Raw genomic sequence first — 19,914 nt, forward strand, 5'->3', positions numbered from 1 at the left:
ACTTTAAAAAAATATAATTAGAATGGCACACGAACATAAACTGGAAATATTTAGAGGTTTGTTGAAGTTTAAGTCCAACACCCAAAAAATATGGGGTGTATTAATATTCCTTACTTTGATAACCATAGTTGAAGTAGGGTTGGGGATTGCGAAGCCTGCCGCATTGACGCATTCACATTTTTTGGGAATGAAAGTCTTGAACTGGATTTTCATTGTTTTAACATTGGTAAAGGCCTATTATATTGCTTGGGACTTTATGCACCTTAGGGATGAGAAGAGTTCATTGAGAAGAGCCATTATTTGGACTCCAATATTCTTAGTGGCATATCTAATTTTTATACTTCTATTTGAAGCCGATTATATCTATAATGTCTATAGGGACGGTTTTGTTAAGTGGAACTTCTAACGAATAATTAACAGCAAAAAAGACGGTATAACAACCGTCTTTTTTATTTTTGTACAAGTTCTGCGCGTTCTTATTTTGTGGGGGCGTAAAGTTCTTTTTTAGTTGATCATGTAGTGATTGAAACTAATTTAAATTAGATGAAGAAAGCAATAGTACTGGTTACATTATTTATTTTGCCCATAGTTATATATCTTTTTTTTGCATCGGGGATTACAAACTTTGGGAAGTTGGCAACTATGACCGAGAATGTTTCGGAATTAGATTTTGCTTCAAGTGACGTTTCCTTGGAGGGGAAAATTACAGTTCTGGGATTTCTAGGTAGGGATGTGGAAAGTAAAAAGGGCAATGCCTTTAATTTGAATCAGAAAATTTACAAACGCTTTAATAAGTTTAAGGATTTTCAATTTGTCATGCTAATGCCGAAAGGTACGGAGCAGGGTGTGGAGGAATTAAAAAGGGAGTTGGAGCAATTGGCTGATGTAGAAAAATGGAAATTTGTTTTTGGTAATGAAGAGGAAATACGAGGAATGTTCAATAGCTTAAAGACCAATCTTGCCTTGGATCACGATTTAAGTACTCCCTATGTCTTTATTATAGATAAAAAGAGGGTTCTTAGGGGAAGGGACGATGATGAGGACGAAGGCCTTAAATATGGATTTGATACCTCTTCTGTGGCGGACCTAAACAATAAAATGGAAGATGATATAAAAATTATATTGGCCGAATATCGTATGGCCCTTAAAAAGAATAGTGCTGATAGGCAAAAATAATGCAAAAGAATAAATACACTTATGTTTGGGTTTCCTTGGTAATCCTTGTTTTCGGAATAATCTTTATTCCTAAAATTATTGAACGGCTGCAAGCTGGTAGTGTAGTGCAAAATGATAGGTTGAACCTTAGAGGTGATGATGAGAAATTGGCATTTGTGGAAATGAACGGTAAAAGACGGAAAGTGCCTCCCTTCGCCTTTATGAATCAAGATAGTCTTCTAATTACCAATGACGATTACCGTGGAAAAGTTTATCTGGTGGAATTCTTTTTTACCACCTGCCCCTCCATTTGCCCAATTATGAATAAAAACTTAGTGCAGATTCAGGACGAGTTCAAAGGTTTTGAAAATTTTGGGGTGGCATCTTTTACTATAAATCCGGACTATGATACACCTAAGGTATTAAAAGAGTATGCCGAGGAGTATGGGATAACCAATATGGACTGGCACTTATTAACAGGGAATCTAAACGATATTTATACCTTGGCCAATACAGGGTTTAGTATTTTTGCAGCTGAAGTTCCAGCAGCGGAAGGTGGCTTTGAACACGCGGGCCTATTCGCCTTGGTAGATGGAAATGGGTATATACGTTCAAGGGTAGATAAGTTTGGAAATCCAATCGTGTACTACCGAGGAACCATTACAGAGGAAGAAGGTGAAAATGATCATGGGGAAAAGGAGCAAATATCAATCCTGAAAGAGGATATTAAAAAGTTATTGGAGGAGTAATGGATGCAATTGCCTTAAAGGAAAAGAAATTCAATAAGATTATCAACTTGGTATCCATAGTAATACCCCTGGTTGTTGCAGTACTGTTTGGGGTAAAATTGCCAAACGTGGAACCATTAGGTTTTTTGCCTCCCATTTATGCTTCCGTAAATGGATTGACCGCTATTTTGTTGGTTATTGCGGTTATTGCGGTTAAAAATGGGAAGTTGGAGCTACACAAAAGGTTAATGACCGGTTGTATTTTATTGTCCTTGGCATTTCTTGTTATGTATGTGGCTTATCATATGACCGCGGATTCTACCTCATTTGGAGGGGACGGCGTTGTTAAGTATATATATTTCTTTATTCTGATTACCCATATTATACTTTCTATAATAATTATCCCGCTTGTCTTGCGCACCTATGCAAAGGCATACCTTAAGAATTATGAGGCTCATAGGAAACTTGCAAAAATCACCTTTCCATTGTGGTTGTATGTTGCTGTGACGGGTGTAGTGGTCTATTTAATGATATCTCCCTATTATGTGCACTAAATCATCTTCTTTTTTCAAAAAACGCGTTAATTCTAAAATACAATTACCGGTAATAATTTTAGCATTATTATTTTTGTTATTGCCGAATTTTTCAGAAGCACAATGTGCTATGTGTAGGGCGGTTTTGGAAAGCGAAGGGAGTGAGGCAGCAGCAAAAGGAATTAACAACGGTATTGTTTATCTTATGGCCATACCCTACATTTTAGTGGCGGGTTTATTCTTCTTTATCTACAAAAAGATGAAATCCTAGTATTGCAATAGTCAATTGAAGGTTATGGAAGGTGGGCGGTAGTAATTTTTAATAGATTTAAAGGTCTTCTTTTTTCAAAGAAATAATTTTAACATAAATTTCACACCTTACACTGTAACGATCATACTAATAGTTAGTCATATACTCGTATTTTCGGGTAAACTCACCTAATTCAACTAAATATGATAGAAATAAAAGATCTTCATAAATCCTATAAGATGGGAAGCAATTCCCTTCACGTATTAAAAGGTATTAATTTTTCCGTTGAGGAAGGTGAGCTTGTGGCCATTATGGGATCCTCAGGTTCTGGTAAATCCACTTTACTTAACATTTTGGGCATGTTAGACGTGCTGGATGAGGGGTCATATACACTGGATGGAGTGCCAATTAAAAACTTGAACGAAACTAAGGCTGCCCAATACAGGAACAAGTTTTTGGGTTTCGTTTTTCAATCCTTTAATTTGATAAATTATAAAAGTGCCATGGAAAATGTTGCACTTCCTCTGTATTACCAAAAAGTAGGTAGGAAAGAAAGGCAGGATAAGGCTTTGAAATATTTAGAGCAAGTGGGTTTAAGGGAGTGGGCGGACCATTTGCCCAGTGAATTGTCCGGAGGGCAAAAACAAAGGGTGGCTATTGCTAGGGCTATGGCAGCTGAGCCCAAAGTGCTATTGGCAGATGAACCAACTGGGGCTTTGGATAGTACAACATCTTACGAGGTCATGGACCTTATTCAAAAAATAAATGATGCGGGCAATACTATACTAATAGTTACGCATGAGCCAGACATAGCGGACATGTGCAAAAGAATTGTCCACTTAAAGGATGGCGTTATTGTAGAGGACAAGAAAATAACTCAGGTTAGAGCTTCCCAGTATGTTTAGTAGGGATAATTGGAAGGAAATTTTCGAAACCATTCAAAAGAATAAACTCAGGACCTTTTTGTCTGGATTCACGGTGGCTTTGGGTATTCTAATTTTTGTAGTACTGTTTGGTATGGGAAATGGACTGGTAAACACCTTCAACGAGTTTTTTGGAGATGATGCCACCAATGTGCTTTATGTATTTCCAGGAAGAACCACTGTCCCTTATAAAGGCTATAAATCCAATCGGGTCATAGAGTTTGACAATAGTGATTTGGCAGATATTAATAAAAACCTGGGCATGTTCGTTGAGTATACTACTCCTCGGATTTCCAGAGGGGGTTTGGTAAAATACAAGAACGAATCCAATAACTATACTTCTAGGGCAGTTGGTCCGGCACATCAGTATGCCGAAAAGACGATAATGATGAAAGGGCGTTTCATAAACGAAGAAGATATAAGGAACAAAACAAAATATGTTGTTATTGGAAGGCTGGTAGAGAACGATCTTTTTGGAAGTGATAATTCCATAGGCGAATACATAGATGTTGCAGGAAGCGCTTTCATGGTTATTGGTGTTTTTCAGGACGATGGTGGGGATAATGAAGAACGATTGATCTACATGCCTTATACTACACGACAACTAATTGAGAAAAATAACGACAAAGTGGATCAGCTAATAGTAGCTTTTAAGCCAGAGATCGGTTACGCCGGAGCCATGGCTTTGGATAGAAGTTTAGATCGATTTTTTAGGGAGAAGAAGTTCATTAGTCCGGATGACCAGAACGGAGTGTTCATTAGGAATGTTGCGGACCAGTTAAAGCAAAATCAGCAATTTGCACGTGTCTTGCAGATTATAGTTGCCTTTGTTGCCTTTGGAACCATTATAGCAGGTATAATTGGGATCAGTAACATTATGGTGTTTGTGGTCAAGGAACGCACCAAGGAACTTGGGATTAGAAAGGCCTTGGGGGCGACTCCAAAGTCGGTCATAAGTTCTATTTTATTGGAATCCGTTTTTATTACCACCATTTCAGGTTTTTTAGGAATGCTTCTCGGAGTTTTTATTTTGAATTCATTGGGCGAAAAATTGAAGGACTACTTCATAACCAATCCCTATATAGATATTACAATGGCTATTGGTGCAACTATGGTTTTAATACTGTTTGGGGCCATTGCAGGATATATTCCGGCCAGAAGGGCAGCGGATATAAAACCAATTGAAGCCTTAAGAGACGAATAACATGGGATTTTTATTTGACAGTAATACATGGCAAGAGATTTTTGGTTCTATTGGTAAAAATAGGACCAGGACCATTATAACAGTGATAGGTGTGTTGTGGGGGATATTTATCTATATCGTTTTGTCCGGTGCCGCCAAAGGATTGGACAATGGGTTTGAAAAACAATTTCAAAATGTGGCTATGAACAGTATGTTCACTTGGGCGCAAAGTACCAGTATGCCTTATAAAGGATTTAAAACAGGTAGACAGCTGCAGCTTAAATTAAATGATGGAACGGTATTAAAAAATAGGATTCCCGAGATTCAATATATTGCTCCAAGAAACGTGAAAGGAGTTTTTGGCGGTGACCCGGCCCAAATCATCAGGGTAGGAAAATCTGGGAGTTATGCGGTCTATGGCGATTATCCTATTTCTACAAAGATTGCCACTAAGAAAATATTTGATGGAGGAAGATTTATTAATGATGAGGATATTGATGAGGCTAGAAAGGTTTGTGTTATAGGAGAACGTACCCAAAGCGAGTTGTTTGAGAATGAAGAGAATCCCATTGGGGACTATATCCGAATAGATAATGTGTTTTTCCAAGTGGTAGGGGTACACAAGTTTACGCCAGGAGGTGGATTTGAGAGTGATTCCGATATTTATATACCCTTTACCACCTTTAGAAAATTATATAATACCGGAGAGAATGTGGGTTGGTTTGCCATCGCAGCCTATGATGATGCAGATGTTATCAAGGTGGAAGAAAATGTAAAAGCGGTTTTAAAGAGTATTCATAATGTGAATCCAAAGGACGAACGGGCCATTGGATCTTTTAACCTTGGGGAAATCTTTAGTAGAATTGTTGGCTTTGCTAAAGGTTTGACCTTCATGTCTTTGGTGGTGGGCATAGCTACTATTTTGGCCGGAGTTATAGGCATCGGAAATATATTATTGATATCTGTCAAGGAAAGGACCAAGGAATTGGGTGTAAGGCGTGCTCTTGGGGCAACTCCAAAGGAGGTTAGATCCCTAATTATCCTAGAATCTGTGTTTTTAACGATGATAGCGGGTATAATGGGAATTATTTTGGGGGCAGGGGTGCTAAGTTTGATCAATAAGTGGACCCAGGGCATGGATTTCCCTTATGCGAATCCTACCGTACCTATACCCTATGTTTTGGGAGCCTTGGCTATTATGGTAGTCCTAGGTACTTTGATAGGGTTGATACCTGCCCAACGTGCGGTAAGCATAAAACCAATAGATGCATTAAGAGAAGAATAAACAAACCAATACAAATAAATATATAGTAAAATGAACAAGATTGTAAAATATGTGCTAATTGGAGTTTTGGTGCTAGGAGCTCTTTGGGCAGCAGCCTTTTTTGTGAAGTCCAACAGCAAATCAGCAATTACATACGAGATAAAAAATCCTTTCATAGCCAATATCCAAAAGAAAACGGTGGCGACCGGTAAGGTAGTTCCCGAGGATGAAGTGGAGATAAAGCCACAGATTTCTGGTATTATCGATGAAATATTTCTAAAAGAAGGTGTCAAGGTTAATGCGGGCGATCTTATCGCAAAAATAAAGGTGGTTCCTAATGAGCAATCATTGAACCAGGCACGAGGGCGAGTGAGAAATGCTGAAATATCCTTGAACAATACAAAGATCGAATATGATCGGAATAAGGCCATCTTTGATAAGGGAGTCATATCATCCCAAGATTTTAACACCCAACAGTTGCGCTATGATCAGGCAAAATCAGAACTGCAGAATGCCCAATCGGATTACCAGATTATACGCGATGGATCGGCCGGTGGGAGTGCTACGGCAAACACCAATATTCGAGCAACTGTTTCAGGAACTATTTTAGAAATTCCGGTGAAGGAGGGAGATCAAGTAATTCAGAGTAACAACTTTAACGATGGTACTACCATTGCTACGATTGCAGACTTGAGCATCATGATTTTTGAAGGGAAGGTAGATGAGGGTGAGGTCGGTAAATTGGAATTGGGCATGCCTTTGGAAATTAGCTTGGGCGCCATCAATGATAAGAAATTTGCTGCCAAACTTAGATTTATTGCCCCAAAAGGAGTAGAGGAATCTGGAGCGGTACAGTTCAAGATAGAGGGTGATGTAACTGTAGAGGATGATTTTTTAATACGTGCAGGATACAGCGCTAATGCCTCTTTGGTGTTGGAAAAGAAGGATAGTGTAATGGTAATTCCCGAAGCCCTTTTACAATTTGACAAAATAACGGATAAGCCATATGTTGAGGTTGCAGTTGGAGCGGTGGAAGAGCAAAAGTTTGAAAGAAAAGATGTCGAGGTTGGAATTTCGGATGGCGTGAATGTGGAAATTGTTTCAGGAATAACCAAAGATGATAAGGTGAAGGTGTGGAACAAAACAGAACCTATAAAAAAGGGTACGGACGACGAGGATGAAACAGCGGAGGCAAAATAAAGCGGAAAATCAATCCAAAATAAATCAAAACATGAAAATTAAGAGTATTGTAGGTTTGTTTATTTTCTGCTGTGGACTAATGACTGCACAAGAGAAAAAATGGACTTTAGAAGAATGTGTGTTCTACGCCGTTGAAAACAACTTGACGATAGAGCAATATGAACTTGATCTTGAAAACTCCAAAATTGACAAATCGGATGCGATCGGGGACATGTTACCCAATTTTAATGCTAATGCAAGTCTTACAGGTAATTCAGGACTGGTTTTGGACCAATCTAGGAACGAGCAGGTAACAGGAACGGTAACAACAGCATCCGGAGGCTTTAGTTCCTCGGTCAATATTTTTGATGGACTCAGAAGTATTCATAGGTTGAACAGGGCCAAACTGAACGCCTTGGCCAGTCAATATAGATTGGATAATTTGAAGGACGATATAATGCTTGCGGTCGCCAATTCCTACCTGCAGGTTTTGTCCAATAAGGAGTCTCTTAAAGTTTTTAGGGCACAATATGCAGTAACGGAGCAGGATTTGGAAAGAATCAAAGAATTGGTAAATGCCGGAGTTGTTCCCCAGGGAGATTTATTGGAAATTGAGGCAACAGCGGCCGGACTGGAACAACAAATTGTTAACGGGGAGAATCAAGTGTTGATTTCGAGAATAAACCTTGCGCAACTGTTGCAAATCACAGACTACGAAAATTTTGACATCGCAGATGAGGAATTTGATATTCCTCCCTCCAATATTTTGGAGAATTCCCCAAAGGTTATCTTCGATAAGGCTCTAACTTTTAGGAGCGACATTAAGTTTTCATTATCCAATGTAGATTTGGCATTAAAGGATTTGGATATCGCCAAAGGGGCCGTGTATCCAACGTTGGGAGCTTTCTTTAATTATGGTACTCGATATTCAAGTGAATTTAGAGATCCATCTACTTTTAACAGAATCGCTTTTGCCGACCAGTTATATTTAACAGATGGAATCTCTTATGGACTTCAACTAAATATTCCGGTTTTTAATGGGTTTAGTGTTAAGAACAATATTCAGCGTGCTAAAATCGGGGTAGAAAAGTCGCGGTTACAGCTAAAACAGGATAAATTGGATTTGGAAACCAATGTAAATCAGGCGTATGTAGATGTTACGAGTTTTTCCAAAGCTTACGAGGCGGCCCAGAAAACCTTGGACGCTAGGAGATTGGCCTATAATTATTCAAAAGAAAAGTTTAATGTAGGCTTAATGAACGCCTTCGATTTTAGTCAATCACAATCTAGGGTAGATAATGCAGAGGCAGAATTGATAAGAACAAAATACGATTACATATTTAGGTTAAAGGTTTTGGAGTTCTATTTTGGGTTACCTATAACATTGGATTAGGTTATATTTGTAGCCAATTATGGGCATGATAATAAATTTAGAGACAGCGACCACAAATTGTTCGGTGAGTATTGCAAGGAATGGGGAAGTAATGGTATTAAAAGAGGATAACAGCCCCAATTATTCACATTCGGAACAATTGCACATTTTTATACAGGAAGCTTTGAAAGAGGCTTCCTTATCTTTTAAGGATATTTCCGCGATTGCCGTTAGTAAGGGACCAGGTTCCTATACTGGTTTGCGTATTGGGGTATCTGCGGCCAAGGGACTTTGTTTTTCATTAGACCTGCCTTTAATCTCGGTACCCACCTTGGAAAGTCTGGCCCAGCAAGGACGTGACAAAAAGTTTGATTTTATCATTCCCTTGTTAGACGCCAGGAGAATGGAGGTATATTCTACAGTTTTCGATGCCGTCGGAAATAATATAAGGGAGACAAGAGCTGAAATAATTCAGGAAGAGAGCTTTTTGGAGTATGCACAGAAGGGAAAAGTATTATTGATCGGTGACGGTGCCGAAAAATGTAAGGCGTTGTTGGAGCATCCTAATTTTAGTTACGAATCCGCATTGCCTACTGCCATGGAATTGGGAATGATTTCCTATAAAAAATTCAAAGCAAGCGAATTTGAAAATGTCGCTTACTTTGAACCGTATTATTTAAAGGATTTTATGTTGCAAAGTAAAAAGGCCTAGGACTTGGCGTTGTGCATAACCCTTTGTGGAAATGGAATTTCTATTCCAGCAGCGTCAAACTTATTTTTTAATTCTTCCATAACATGAAAGTGGGCCGCCCAGAAAACTTCGTTATTGGCCCAAAAACGTAAAGAAAGGTTCACCGAGCTATCTCCTAATTCAGCTACATAAACTTCAGGAGCTGGATCCTTAAGAATATTTTCATTTTCCGAACAGATCTGCAATAAAATTTCTTTTGCCTGTTTAATATTGGAACCATATCCAATGCCTACGGCTATTTTATCCCTTCTGGTATTTTGGGAATTATAGTTAATGATATTGTTGTTGGACAGTTGCCCATTGGGCACTATGGCCATCTGATTTCCAAACGTGGTAATCTTTGTGGTGAATATGGAAATTTCCTTAACTGTGCCGTCCACTCCTTGGGCTGAGATGAAATCGCCCACCTTAAAGGGTTTAAACAGTAATATAAGGACTCCTCCAGCAAAATTTGCAAGTGAACCTTGTAGGGCTAAACCTATTGCGAGACCGGCAGCACCAATAATCGCTACTAAGGAGGTCGACTGTACGCCCAATTGGGTAATCACAATAACGAATAGCATTATTTTGAGTCCAATACTTATAAAACTTTGTAGAAAGGTTTCTAATGAAGGGTCATAGTCGGCCTTGTTAAAAAATTTACTTACCAATCGGTTTATAAACTTTATAACCCATAGTCCCAGAAAGAAGATAATAATGGCCATGACCAGATTGGGAAGTGCCTCCCACATAAATTCGATAGCATGGTCCCAATGTTCTTGATAATCCTTAAGTATATTCATGTGATTTTAAATTTTTTCAAAACAATAAAAATTCCCCTTCTCCGTCAAATTCTAAACACTAAAAAATTGTTAATCCTTAACGGTAATACCAATTGTTATATGCCATGGTTGAGCCTTTAGCGATGATCGTTACAAAAAAAAAGCGCCTTTTAACGGCGCTTGTTGATTGAAATTCAAATAAAATTAATTCACCTCAAAAGTGATTTTAACGTTAACACGATAATCGTCCAGTTTTCCATCCTTAACTGTTGCACTTTGTTCTTTGATGTAAACAGAACGTATATTTTTTACTGATTTAGAAGCTTGCTCTACAGCTTTTTTAGCGGCATCCTCCCATCCTTTGTTGGAGTTAGCCAGTACTTCAATAACTTTTAAGATCGACATAATATATGATTTTAGATTCTCTTAAAGTTAATAAATAAAACATAGAGTAAAGCCTAAAAGGCGTCAAAATCAGCCGTTTAAGGCTACAACTTCCTGAACCTTGTCGCCCATCATATTTTTTAGCATGGTTTCAATACCATTCTTTAGGGTAAAGGTAGACGAGGGGCATCCGCTGCAGGCACCTTGCAAAATAACGTTAACGGTTTTTGTTTTCTCATCATACGATTTAAAGAGAATATTACCACCATCGCTGGCAACTGCGGGTTTTACATATTCCTCCAATATATCTATGATTTCCTTGGAAGTGTTATCCAAATTTGAATCCTCTAATTTAGCTTGGGGAGTTGCAGTTCTTTGTTGTTGAAGGCTTGTGGCCGAAACCACCTCAAGGCCTTTCGCAATAAAATCCCTTATTTTCTCTCTCAATTCCGAGGTAATATCATCCCATTCCGCAACCTCATATTTACTTATAGAAACATAATTTTCGTCAAAAAATACCTCTTTTACGAAGGGAAGCATAAATAGTTGTTTGGCCAACAGTGATTCTTTGGCGTCGTCTATGTTCTTGAATTCAAAAGTAGTTGGTACAATTTTTTTGTTGGTAACAAATTTCATTACAGCGGGATTCGGGGTTACCTCTGCATAAACCGTTACCGCCACCTTTTTCTGATCTTCATCATCATTTACAACAGGTTCACCCTCATTAAGGTATTCTACCAGCTGTTGGGCTACGCTATCTTTTACGTCGTCCCATTCAACAATATCAAATTTTTCAAGACCAATGAAGTTGCCTGAAATGTAAACCGTTTTAATAAATGGCAGATAAAATAACTGCTGGGCCAAAGGTGAGTTTTTAGCCTCGTCTATATTTTTGAATTCGTAATTATTATTTTTTGTAATGAAATGATTAGTTTCAAATTTTAGTATCGCCGGATTCTTCGTGGGTACTACAGTAACTATAAACTCTTTCATTTAAATATTTTTTACAAAAGTACGAAGGTTTTCTAAGTAATGGCATATATAATAATGTAGTATTTCATCCGTTATATTTTATATTTGGACGATGTTATTAATTCACCCCTAATCTTAAATGAAACAACATTTATTGATTTTACTTTCTTTTTTTGCGATAGGCTATCAGTCCCTTGCACAAGAAGGTGTCCCTGTCTATTTTGATTATTTAGCGGATAATTACTATTTGGTATACCCATCAATGGCGGGTATTGGTGAAGGAGGAAAAATTAGGGCAACGATAAGAAAGCAATGGTTTAGTGTTGACGAAGCTCCCAATTTGCAAACTTTAAATGCCCATGCTAGGGTTGGGGAAAGTAGTGGTTTTGGTGCTATATTTTTTAATGATGCCAACGGCTATCATTCCCAAACGGGATTAAAACTCACTTATGCACATCATCTGCGCCTGGGAGGGGATTACAGGAGCCTTAATCAACTTTCGTTTGGGTTAAGCGCTGGAATTCAACAAAGTAATTTGGATGAGTCGGAATTTGTTTCGGTCATTCCAGACCCAATTGTTACTGGTTCTAGAAACAGTGTTAGCTATTTTAATATGGATTTAGGGATGTCCTATAATTTTATGGAGTTCTATGCCCATGCCGCAATACACAATTTAATGGGGCGAGGCAGGGATTTATATTCCGCAATCGAGTCCAATAACCTTAGAAAATATTTAATATCCACGGGTTATGTATTTGGTAGGAGCGAATGGCAGTTAGAACCTTCTGTATTATTTCAATATACAGAGTTTACCCAGGAAAAGGCCATTGATATCAATGCCAAGGTCTATAAGAGTGTAGATTTTGGAACGGTTTGGGGCGGCTTGTCTTATAGGAGAAGTTTTGATGGTGCGCAATACCAGACCGCTACAGATTTTGGAGAGCAACGTTTGCAGCTTATTACCCCTATAGTTGGGGTAAATTACAGAAATTTTCTAGTGTCTTATAACTATTCGTATCAAATGGGCGATGTCAGATTTGATAATGGCGGCTTTCATCAAATTACTTTGGGGTACGACTTTGGTCAATCAGAGAAAAGATACGATTGTAAATGTCCGGCAGTTAATTACTAATTCCAAATCTCAATATTGCTATTTTGGATAGCAGGTATTTCTTGAGTCTTACAATTTACCCCCAATACATAGCCACCTTATAATTAAATGCTCAACGAATCTATTTGGACCCATTGAGCATTTGCATTCATATATTCTTTACCACCTTATAGGAAGCCTATGAAGTGGCTTTCTTTAGCTAGTAGGCTATTCCCAACTGTAATTTTTCTTGGCGGCCTGTTTTTGAATCACCGTAAGCATGGCGTTTTCCAATTCACCTTTTTCGTCATCCTTTTGCTGTGCGGCAATATAGGTTTCCCTTTTTTTGTTCAGCTCTTGAATTTCTTTTTGAATATCGTTTCGTTCCTTTTTCTTGCCATCTACGTAAGTTGCAATTTCCGCTTTGGATTTCCCCTGCAATTCCATAGGTAATTGTTCTTTTTTAATTTTAGCCATATCAAAATCCTTTTCATCAGAGGCATCCACTAAATCCCATGAAGAATTGGAATATAGTCGGGACGACTTGCTTACGGCTCTTTTTACGGCAACAACTTCTTCCATTTCCATAGCATTGTCGTCCTGGGTACTTTGCTGTTGCATCTTGGCTGCACCTAATGCACCATAGGAGATGTACGTTTTGTTCAATTTACTATTTAGTCTAATGATCACATCGTCATAAGGGGTGTTGATGTGGACTACTTTCCTATTGTGGTCTATGGCCATATATTCTCCTCCGGTTAGCTGTGCTCCATTTTTCCAATTGGTGTTTATACCTTGCTCGTAGGCGCCACAATAAATGGTATTAATAATAATGTCCTTTTCCTTGGCATTGGCAACTGCATCCTTGTAATTTAATTTTCCTTGGGTAAAAGGTTCATTGCCGGCAATAAAGATCATCTTTAGGTGGTCTGGGTTTTTTCCCCAGTCCAGTTGGTTGATCGAAGTTTGTATTACTTGTCCACAATACTCTTCCCCACCATTGGTGGATAGCGAGAATAATTTTTCAGAAATCTCATCCAAATCACTGGTAAACCCCAAGACCTGTTGTATAAAACCTTCCCTAGAAGATAAATTGTCGTTACCGTATTGGTAAAGTGCAATTTGCAATTGTGGTCTGCCATCATTACCGCATTTGGCATGTGTAAATTTGTTGACAATATCCCATAATTGTGCTTTCGCCTGGTTAATGAGTCCGTCCATACTATTACTCGTATCCAGTAATAATGCTATTTTGACTAGGTTATTGGCTGGTTTAGGTCTTTCCATGGCCGCTTCGATAACAATAGGGTCTTTACTACTGTTCAAATAATTAAGGTCGGAACCATAACTGTTGCCCATACCTAGGAAAATTGTGCTCAAAACTACTATTTGTTGTAAATTTTTCATTTCTACTATATTTAAGTTAAACATTGATTCTTTTTTGCTTATAGTGGTTGGGCTCTTGTGCTTTACCACTATAGTTACAGTATAATGAATCACCTTATTTTTTAGTATTTGGATTTTAAATGGTGATATCATATGTTAAAAGTAGGCGCAACATATTTCAAAAAAAATCGATAATGAGTGAATGGCCCTTCTGGGTGAGGGAACAAGAGAATTGGATTCGTAAGGCGTGTTTATTGTTGGTAAACGGTATAGTTTGATGCAATTATGCATTTTTTAGTATGACTTAAATCGATTAAGTTTATCCTATATTATTTGAGGTAATGGTAAAATGTTTTCACATATGGTTATTACTAGTGTTCAGTGCTGCTGCTGGGCATGCCCAAATATCTCAGACTGGTGAACCATTTGAAGTGCAGGGCACTGTCAAGGAAAGCAAAAGCAACCAAGGTGTTTCGGGAGTAGCGGTTTCGACCAATAGCGGAGAGTATAGCCTAACGAATGCTAGAGGTGAATTCAAAATAAAGGTAAGCATGGGCGAGGAGGTTGTATTTGAAAGCCCTGCAAGGGAAACCGTTCGCTATCGGGTTAAAAGTAGGAGCAATATAGCGATTTTGGTGGGTGCCATTGAAAGAAAGGAAATGGGGGCAAGCAAGAGCAGGAGTAAGGAGGCATCAGTTGCCTTGTATAGTGCCTATATAGATTCGGCAAATTTTTATAAGAAGGAAGACATTCGGAAAAGCATAGATTTTATTACCCAATCCATTTCGCAATTAGGGGTAAGTAATAACAAAGAAGAGTTGGCTATTTCCTATACTACCCTTGGTGAAGTCTATCAATACCACAAACAATATGATTTGGCCATCTCTAGTTATAAGGATGCCCTTTTGGCGAATAAAACATTAAAAACATCTTTGTTGTTGGGTAAGACCTATATATTGAACAAGGAGTACAGGGACGCTGAAAAAATATTATCCCCCATGATCAAAATACCTCGAATGGTACCCTATCAAAGGGTCGAGCTGTACGAATCTCTTGGGGATACGTATGTTGGTCTTGATGAAGTTGATAAGGCTGTAGCATTTTATAATGAGGGGCTACTGGTAGCAGAAAAAAATCAAATCTCACCAAAAACTATCGATTTAAACTCCAAGATTGCTGGGGCCTATGCCAAGGATAATAGGTTACAGGAGGCTGATGTCTATTTTGATAATTCTCTCAAAATGGCCTCAGAACAAGCTCCTCAGCGTGCTTTACAGGAAAAGGAAAAGGTGGCCGATTTTTATAATCAAAAAAATCAATTTGGGCAAGAAATAGCATTGCGTAAAAAGAGCTTGGAGGATCTGAAGAAAATACCTAAAACTACGGTGGCAGCAGCTGGCTTATCAAATCAAAACGATTCCATTACGGCCCAAAGAATAAATTATAAGATAGCCAACGCCTACATTGCCCAAGATAAATATGACGAGGCCATACCGTATTTGGAAGAGAGTATTAAAGATGCACACGTTGATGATGATCTGTTCGTCCAGAAAGACGCCACGAGAAAACTGTCAGAAGTTTATAAGTATAAGGGCGATTTCACCAAAGCTTTGGAAACCTATCAGCAATATGTGGCTGTGGTAGACACCTTATATGTTAGAAAAGAACAGGAAATAGCCAGAGCTGCCCGTTTTAATAGGGAGATTGCCTCAAAGCAAAGTAGAATTTCCGGACTGGAACAGGAAAGGGAGCTTTCTCAAAGTAAATACAGTCTGGCGCTCACCGAGCAGCAATTGGTAGAGGAACGTATAAAACGGCAAAGTTGGATTATCTATTCCTTGATTTTTGGTATGCTTTTAATGGCGTTGGCCACTTACTTCTTTTATAGGAGCAATAGGCAACAAAAATTGGCAAATAATTTATTGGCCCTAAAATCGCTGAGGTCGCAGATGAACCCACATTTTATCTTTAATGCCCTTAATTCTGTAAATAATTTTATAGCCAAAAGCGATGAAAGAAGTGCTAACAGGTATTTGAGCGATTTTTCTACCTTGATGCGGGCTGTATTGGAAAATTCTGATGAAGATTTTATTCCCCTGACCAAAGAGTTGGAATTGTTGGAACTGTACACCAAGTTAGAGCATTCCCGTTTTACGGATAAATTCGATTATGAGATTGTAAAAGATCCAAATATTGATATTGATGCTTTTCAAATTCCGCCCATGCTTTTGCAACCTTATATTGAAAATGCCATATGGCACGGGTTGCGCTATAGGGAAGACAAGGGTTTTTTGAAAATAGAACTGAAGCAAAAGGATAAAAATACTTTGGAGATATCGATTACGGACAACGGTATTGGTAGAAAAAAATCCATAGCCATCAAGACCCAAAATCAGAAGAAACAAAAATCTAAGGGTATGGGTAACATCAAGAAAAGGATAGAAATATTAAACGATATGTATAAGGATAAAGTGGATGTTTTTATTACCGACTTGGAGACGAATGGTACAGGGACTAAGGTGCTTTTCACTATTAAGCGGGATTGATTAAAAAATGAGTTGTCTAGTTTGCATGTTGATTTGTCCGTCTAGATTTTAAATTTATTATACTATTTAAGTAATGAGGTTAAATGCCATAATTGTAGAAGATGAAGTAAATAGTAGGGAAATTCTACGTAATTACTTGGTCAAATATTGCCCTAGCGTTCATTTGGTAGGGGAGGCGGCAACGATTAAGGAAGGACTCGATCTAATTAATGGAAACGCCCTTGATTTGGTGTTTTTAGATGTGGAGATGCCTTTTGGGAATGCTTTTGATTTATTGGATCAGCTGCCAAATCGTGATTTTGAGACGGTTTTTGTCACCGCCTATAACCAATACGCTATAGATGCCTTAAATGCCCATGCCGCTTATTATTTAATGAAGCCCATTAGTATAGATGAGCTCATAAAAGCAGTGGGATATGTAGCCGAAATAAGGGAAAAGGAAAAAATAATGGAAGGCCGGATACTTAAGCCCAAATTCAATAAAGTAGACGGGAAGATTACCCTTCCGCAACAAGATGGTTTTCAAGTACTTAATGTTGCCGATATTTTATTTTGCAAAGCAGATGACAATTACACGGAACTGTATTTGGAGAATAAAAAGGTTTTGGTGAGTAAAACATTAAAATATTTTGAGGAGGCTCTGGCGGAATATGCCTTTGCTCGCATTCATAAGTCGTATTTGGTTAATGTCAACGAAGTGGTCCAATACAAAAGGGGCAAGGGGGGTAGTGTGGTAATATCCAATGGCAAGGAAATAACCGTTTCCGCAGCTAAGAAGAAGAATTTGTTATCGTTTTTTGAATAGCTTAAATTTGTCTAAAATCCTTTGGAGAGTAAGATCACTTTAAAATGGAAATGGGTGGTTAGCTATTGTAACCGGGCCAAATAATTAAAAAATAATTCAAAATGATTAAAACCATAAATGGTAAATCGCCCCAGATAGGGGAGGACTGTTATATAGCGGAGAATGCCACCATTGTTGGGGATGTGGTTATGGGAAGCCAATGCAGTATATGGTTCAATGCAGTTTTAAGAGGTGATGTTCATTATATAAAAATGGGGAACAAAGTAAACGTGCAGGATGGTGCCGTAATACATTGCACTTATTTAAAATCGCCGACCAATATTGGAAATAATGTTTCTATAGGACATAATGCCATTGTGCACGGTTGCACTATTCATGACAACGTTTTAATAGGAATGGGCAGTATTGTTATGGATGATTGCATTGTTGAAAGTAATAGTATCATTGCAGCCGGAGCCGTGGTTACCAAGGGTACCCATGTGCCCTCGGGGACAGTTTTTGCGGGAATGCCCGCAAAAAAAATAAAGGATATTAGTACCGATTTAAGTGTTGGTGAGGTAGAGCGAATAGCCCATAGTTACGTAAAATATTCCAGTTGGTTTAAGGAGTGATATTTGAGGTTAGAATTAATTATATGCCTTTTAAAAGTGTGAATTGAAAATTGTGTATGAGCGGTAGGGGAAGTGGGTGTAAAATATTTGATAAAAAACCAAACCGTCGCTTTGGCAAATAGTCTTATTTTTGCCCTTATATTAAATAGAATAAAAGCAAGCATATGAACGCATATATTTTTCCTGGTCAGGGAGCGCAATTTGTAGGAATGGGATTGGATCTTTATGAAAAGTATCCCTTAGCTCAAAAAATGTTTGAAACCGCCAATGAAATTTTAGGTTTTTCGATTACAGATCTAATGTTCGAGGGCACTCCGGAAGATTTGAAGGAAACGAAGGTGACGCAGCCAGCTATATTTTTACATTCAGTAATCATGAGCAAGGTTATGGGCGAAAGTTTTAAGCCGGATATGGTGGCAGGACATTCTTTGGGGGAATTTTCGGCTTTGGTGGCCAATGGGGCACTAAATTTTGAAGATGGATTGAAACTGGTTTCCCAACGGGCATTGGCTATGCAAAAAGCCTGTGAAATTAAGCCTAGTACTATGGCAGCTGTTCTAGGTTTGGATGATGCTATTGTGGAAAAAATATGTGCGGAAATACCCGGTATTGTTGTTCCGGCCAATTATAATTGCCCAGGACAACTGGTAATTTCCGGGGAAGTGGATGCCATAAATGCTGCCTGTGAAAAATTGAAGGAGGCTGGAGCCCGTAGGGCTTTGGTGTTACCAGTGGGCGGAGCGTTTCACTCCCCATTAATGGAGCCTGCCAGGGAAGAATTGGCTGCAGCTATAGAAAATACCGTTTTCAAAACGCCAAGTTGTGCCATATATCAAAATGTACCCACTACCGCGGTGACAGATCCGGAAGCTATTAAAGCAAATTTAATAGCACAATTGACGGCCCCAGTAAAATGGACGCAAAGCATACAACAAATGGTGGCTGATGGTGCCACATTGTTTACGGAAGTGGGGCCAGGAAAGGTGCTCCAAGGCTTGGTTAAAAAAATTCACCCTGCTGCTGAAACCATGTCTGCGGCGCTTTCTTAAAGGGCTTAACATTAGTTTTTGGCCTTTCGTCTGATATATTCATATTTAAGCTGTATTGTTAGGCTTGTGGGCTATTTTTTCTTAATATTGAGTGCCCATTTTTAGGGTATGGCCTAGCTGTGCCCCACTTAAATCTTTGAATGAAAGAACCTGTTATGAAAATAAATTCCCTGTATAATATATTATCCACTTTTTCGGTTTCTTATAAACTGAGGTTTATGGTGTTTGTGAGTGCCCTATTGTTTTTGGGGTTTAATGGGTATGGGCAGACAGTAACATTTTCATCGGCTACAGGTTTCGGAGCAGAGAATGCAGGAACAGGTTTACCCACCTTGTTGGTTGATGGAAACGTGACTCTTGCGAGCAGTGTGACCTTGACCCCTGGAGGAACGGCCATTGGTGGGGGCACGGACTATACCTTGGCGAGTACTGTAATCAATATTCCTATTGGGAACTATACCAATACACCGTTTTCCTTAGGTATAACGATAATCGATGATGCGGTTGTAGAGCCTGACGAGACAATAGTTCTGGGCCTAGGTACGCCCACAGGCGACGTGATAGTGACGGCCCCGACCTCGACGACCTATACGATAAACAATGATGACAGCGTTACGGTGTCGTTTTCCTCAGCAACGGGATCCGGTCCGGAGAACACTGGGGCGAACCTCCCTACGCTTTTCGTGACGGGAACGGTTACGGCCGCGACCACAGTAACGGTGACGAATTCGGGTACCGGCACGGCGACCAGTGGTGTTGACTATACCTTTACGAGCCCCCAGGTGGTGAACATCCCTGCTGGTGTGTACGACGGAACTACAGCGACTGACATACCTATACCGACCCTTTCGATAACCAACGATGCTGGCGTGGAGCCGAACGAGACGATAGTGCTGGGGCTAAGTGCCGCCACTGGCGATGCTTCTCTGGTTGCCCCGACCTCGACGACCTATACGATAAACAATGATGACA

At 39.0% G+C, this 19,914-nt stretch carries 21 protein-coding genes; 17 read left to right on the top strand and 4 right to left on the bottom strand.

All coding sequences use genetic code 11. The annotated features are described in order from the left end of the window. Positions 1-22 precede the first annotated feature (22 nt). The 11 genes from CWD90_RS18960 to tsaB all read left to right on the top strand — a co-directional run bounded on the left by CWD90_RS18960 (position 23) and on the right by tsaB (position 9,299). Complete coding sequence (locus CWD90_RS18960; protein ID WP_103477641.1) at positions 23-406, top strand: cytochrome C oxidase subunit IV family protein; 384 nt, start codon at positions 23-25, stop codon at positions 404-406. Between the two features lie 137 nt (positions 407-543). Then, positions 544-1,176: a hypothetical protein gene (locus tag CWD90_RS18965; protein WP_103477642.1), complete on the top strand. Its 633-nt coding sequence runs from the start codon at positions 544-546 to the stop codon at positions 1,174-1,176. Beyond that, positions 1,176-1,904: an SCO family protein gene (locus CWD90_RS18970; RefSeq protein WP_103477643.1), complete on the top strand. Its 729-nt coding sequence runs from the start codon at positions 1,176-1,178 to the stop codon at positions 1,902-1,904. The genes CWD90_RS18965 and CWD90_RS18970 overlap by 1 nt, the downstream gene beginning before the upstream one ends. Next, positions 1,904-2,437, top strand: coding sequence for a DUF420 domain-containing protein (locus tag CWD90_RS18975; protein ID WP_103477644.1), 534 nt, complete (start codon positions 1,904-1,906; stop codon positions 2,435-2,437). Before CWD90_RS18970 ends, CWD90_RS18975 begins: the two co-directional genes overlap by 1 nt. Continuing rightward, positions 2,427-2,687: a hypothetical protein gene (locus tag CWD90_RS23495; RefSeq protein WP_239986562.1), complete on the top strand. Its 261-nt coding sequence runs from the start codon at positions 2,427-2,429 to the stop codon at positions 2,685-2,687. Before CWD90_RS18975 ends, CWD90_RS23495 begins: the two co-directional genes overlap by 11 nt. 182 nt (positions 2,688-2,869) lie before the next feature. Then, complete coding sequence (locus CWD90_RS18985) at positions 2,870-3,571, top strand: ABC transporter ATP-binding protein (RefSeq protein ID WP_103477645.1); 702 nt, start codon at positions 2,870-2,872, stop codon at positions 3,569-3,571. Next, positions 3,564-4,793, top strand: coding sequence for an ABC transporter permease (locus CWD90_RS18990; protein WP_103477646.1), 1,230 nt, complete (start codon positions 3,564-3,566; stop codon positions 4,791-4,793). Before CWD90_RS18985 ends, CWD90_RS18990 begins: the two co-directional genes overlap by 8 nt. A 1-nt stretch (position 4,794) precedes the next feature. Continuing rightward, complete coding sequence (locus CWD90_RS18995; RefSeq protein WP_103477647.1) at positions 4,795-6,057, top strand: ABC transporter permease; 1,263 nt, start codon at positions 4,795-4,797, stop codon at positions 6,055-6,057. Positions 6,058-6,087: 30 nt separating this feature from the next. After that, positions 6,088-7,236, top strand: coding sequence for an efflux RND transporter periplasmic adaptor subunit (locus CWD90_RS19000; protein WP_103477648.1), 1,149 nt, complete (start codon positions 6,088-6,090; stop codon positions 7,234-7,236). Positions 7,237-7,267: 31 nt separating this feature from the next. Then, the gene (locus CWD90_RS19005; RefSeq protein WP_103477661.1) at positions 7,268-8,608 is read left to right on the top strand and encodes a TolC family protein; all 1,341 of its coding nucleotides are present in this window, start codon (positions 7,268-7,270) and stop codon (positions 8,606-8,608) included. A 19-nt stretch (positions 8,609-8,627) separates the two neighbouring features. Beyond that, positions 8,628-9,299, top strand: a complete 672-nt coding sequence (gene tsaB, locus CWD90_RS19010) for a tRNA (adenosine(37)-N6)-threonylcarbamoyltransferase complex dimerization subunit type 1 TsaB (RefSeq protein WP_103477649.1) — start codon at positions 8,628-8,630, stop codon at positions 9,297-9,299. On the opposite strand, the gene CWD90_RS19015 is transcribed toward tsaB, so the two are convergent. The 3 genes from CWD90_RS19015 to CWD90_RS19025 all read right to left on the bottom strand — a co-directional run bounded on the left by CWD90_RS19015 (position 9,296) and on the right by CWD90_RS19025 (position 11,476). Then, positions 9,296-10,120 carry a mechanosensitive ion channel family protein gene (locus tag CWD90_RS19015; RefSeq protein WP_103477650.1) on the bottom strand — a complete coding sequence of 275 codons (825 nt, stop codon included), beginning with the start codon at positions 10,118-10,120 and terminating at the stop codon, positions 9,296-9,298. The two genes, tsaB and CWD90_RS19015, sit on opposite strands and share 4 nt — an antisense overlap. Positions 10,121-10,303: 183 nt before the next feature. Next, entirely contained in the window at positions 10,304-10,504 is a 201-nt protein-coding gene (locus CWD90_RS19020) for a dodecin family protein (protein WP_103477651.1), read from the bottom strand. A 69-nt stretch (positions 10,505-10,573) separates the two neighbouring features. Next, entirely contained in the window at positions 10,574-11,476 is a 903-nt protein-coding gene (locus CWD90_RS19025) for a NifU family protein (protein ID WP_103477652.1), read from the bottom strand. 118 nt (positions 11,477-11,594) lie between these two features. On the opposite strand from CWD90_RS19025, the gene CWD90_RS19030 reads away from it, so the two are divergent. Next, on the top strand, positions 11,595-12,587 hold the full coding sequence (locus CWD90_RS19030) for a PorP/SprF family type IX secretion system membrane protein (protein WP_103477653.1): 993 nt from the start codon (positions 11,595-11,597) through the stop codon (positions 12,585-12,587). 186 nt (positions 12,588-12,773) lie between these two features. On the opposite strand, the gene CWD90_RS19035 is transcribed toward CWD90_RS19030, so the two are convergent. Then, entirely contained in the window at positions 12,774-13,952 is a 1,179-nt protein-coding gene (locus CWD90_RS19035) for a vWA domain-containing protein (RefSeq protein WP_103477662.1), read from the bottom strand. 320 nt (positions 13,953-14,272) lie between these two features. Between CWD90_RS19035 and CWD90_RS19040 the strand changes: the two genes are divergently transcribed. The 5 genes from CWD90_RS19040 to CWD90_RS19060 all read left to right on the top strand — a co-directional run. Next, positions 14,273-16,477, top strand: a complete 2,205-nt coding sequence (locus CWD90_RS19040) for a tetratricopeptide repeat-containing sensor histidine kinase (protein ID WP_103477654.1) — start codon at positions 14,273-14,275, stop codon at positions 16,475-16,477. Between the two features lie 73 nt (positions 16,478-16,550). Beyond that, positions 16,551-17,282: a LytR/AlgR family response regulator transcription factor gene (locus CWD90_RS19045; RefSeq protein WP_103477655.1), complete on the top strand. Its 732-nt coding sequence runs from the start codon at positions 16,551-16,553 to the stop codon at positions 17,280-17,282. A 101-nt stretch (positions 17,283-17,383) separates the two neighbouring features. After that, the gene (locus CWD90_RS19050; protein WP_103477656.1) at positions 17,384-17,893 is read left to right on the top strand and encodes a gamma carbonic anhydrase family protein; all 510 of its coding nucleotides are present in this window, start codon (positions 17,384-17,386) and stop codon (positions 17,891-17,893) included. A 164-nt stretch (positions 17,894-18,057) separates the two neighbouring features. Then, positions 18,058-18,942 (top strand): ACP S-malonyltransferase, encoded by an 885-nt coding sequence (gene fabD / locus CWD90_RS19055; RefSeq protein ID WP_103477657.1) that lies wholly within the window; start codon positions 18,058-18,060, stop codon positions 18,940-18,942. Positions 18,943-19,082: 140 nt separating this feature from the next. Next, positions 19,083-19,914 (top strand): Calx-beta domain-containing protein (locus CWD90_RS19060; protein WP_205161274.1); only part of this gene is annotated, 832 nt, incomplete at its 3' end.

This window comes from Arenibacter catalasegens (genome assembly GCF_002909235.1).
GTDB lineage: Bacteria > Bacteroidota > Bacteroidia > Flavobacteriales > Flavobacteriaceae > Arenibacter > Arenibacter catalasegens.

Excerpts from the sequence above, each read along its gene's own strand:
- CWD90_RS18960 (WP_103477641.1), top strand. The coding sequence starts at position 23 with ATGGCACACGAACATAAACTGGAAATATTTAGAGGTTTGTTGAAGTTT.
- CWD90_RS18965 (WP_103477642.1), top strand. The coding sequence starts at position 544 with ATGAAGAAAGCAATAGTACTGGTTACATTATTTATTTTGCCCATAGTT.
- CWD90_RS18970 (WP_103477643.1), top strand. The coding sequence starts at position 1,176 with ATGCAAAAGAATAAATACACTTATGTTTGGGTTTCCTTGGTAATCCTT.
- CWD90_RS18975 (WP_103477644.1), top strand. The coding sequence starts at position 1,904 with ATGGATGCAATTGCCTTAAAGGAAAAGAAATTCAATAAGATTATCAAC.
- CWD90_RS23495 (WP_239986562.1), top strand. The coding sequence starts at position 2,427 with ATGTGCACTAAATCATCTTCTTTTTTCAAAAAACGCGTTAATTCTAAA.
- CWD90_RS18985 (WP_103477645.1), top strand. The coding sequence starts at position 2,870 with ATGATAGAAATAAAAGATCTTCATAAATCCTATAAGATGGGAAGCAAT.
- CWD90_RS18990 (WP_103477646.1), top strand. The coding sequence starts at position 3,564 with ATGTTTAGTAGGGATAATTGGAAGGAAATTTTCGAAACCATTCAAAAG.
- CWD90_RS18995 (WP_103477647.1), top strand. The coding sequence starts at position 4,795 with ATGGGATTTTTATTTGACAGTAATACATGGCAAGAGATTTTTGGTTCT.
- CWD90_RS19000 (WP_103477648.1), top strand. The coding sequence starts at position 6,088 with ATGAACAAGATTGTAAAATATGTGCTAATTGGAGTTTTGGTGCTAGGA.
- CWD90_RS19005 (WP_103477661.1), top strand. The coding sequence starts at position 7,268 with ATGAAAATTAAGAGTATTGTAGGTTTGTTTATTTTCTGCTGTGGACTA.
- tsaB (WP_103477649.1), top strand. The coding sequence starts at position 8,628 with ATGGGCATGATAATAAATTTAGAGACAGCGACCACAAATTGTTCGGTG.
- CWD90_RS19015 (WP_103477650.1), bottom strand. The coding sequence starts at position 10,120 with ATGAATATACTTAAGGATTATCAAGAACATTGGGACCATGCTATCGAA.
- CWD90_RS19020 (WP_103477651.1), bottom strand. The coding sequence starts at position 10,504 with ATGTCGATCTTAAAAGTTATTGAAGTACTGGCTAACTCCAACAAAGGA.
- CWD90_RS19025 (WP_103477652.1), bottom strand. The coding sequence starts at position 11,476 with ATGAAAGAGTTTATAGTTACTGTAGTACCCACGAAGAATCCGGCGATA.
- CWD90_RS19030 (WP_103477653.1), top strand. The coding sequence starts at position 11,595 with ATGAAACAACATTTATTGATTTTACTTTCTTTTTTTGCGATAGGCTAT.
- CWD90_RS19035 (WP_103477662.1), bottom strand. The coding sequence starts at position 13,952 with ATGAAAAATTTACAACAAATAGTAGTTTTGAGCACAATTTTCCTAGGT.
- CWD90_RS19040 (WP_103477654.1), top strand. The coding sequence starts at position 14,273 with ATGGTAAAATGTTTTCACATATGGTTATTACTAGTGTTCAGTGCTGCT.
- CWD90_RS19045 (WP_103477655.1), top strand. The coding sequence starts at position 16,551 with ATGAGGTTAAATGCCATAATTGTAGAAGATGAAGTAAATAGTAGGGAA.
- CWD90_RS19050 (WP_103477656.1), top strand. The coding sequence starts at position 17,384 with ATGATTAAAACCATAAATGGTAAATCGCCCCAGATAGGGGAGGACTGT.
- fabD (WP_103477657.1), top strand. The coding sequence starts at position 18,058 with ATGAACGCATATATTTTTCCTGGTCAGGGAGCGCAATTTGTAGGAATG.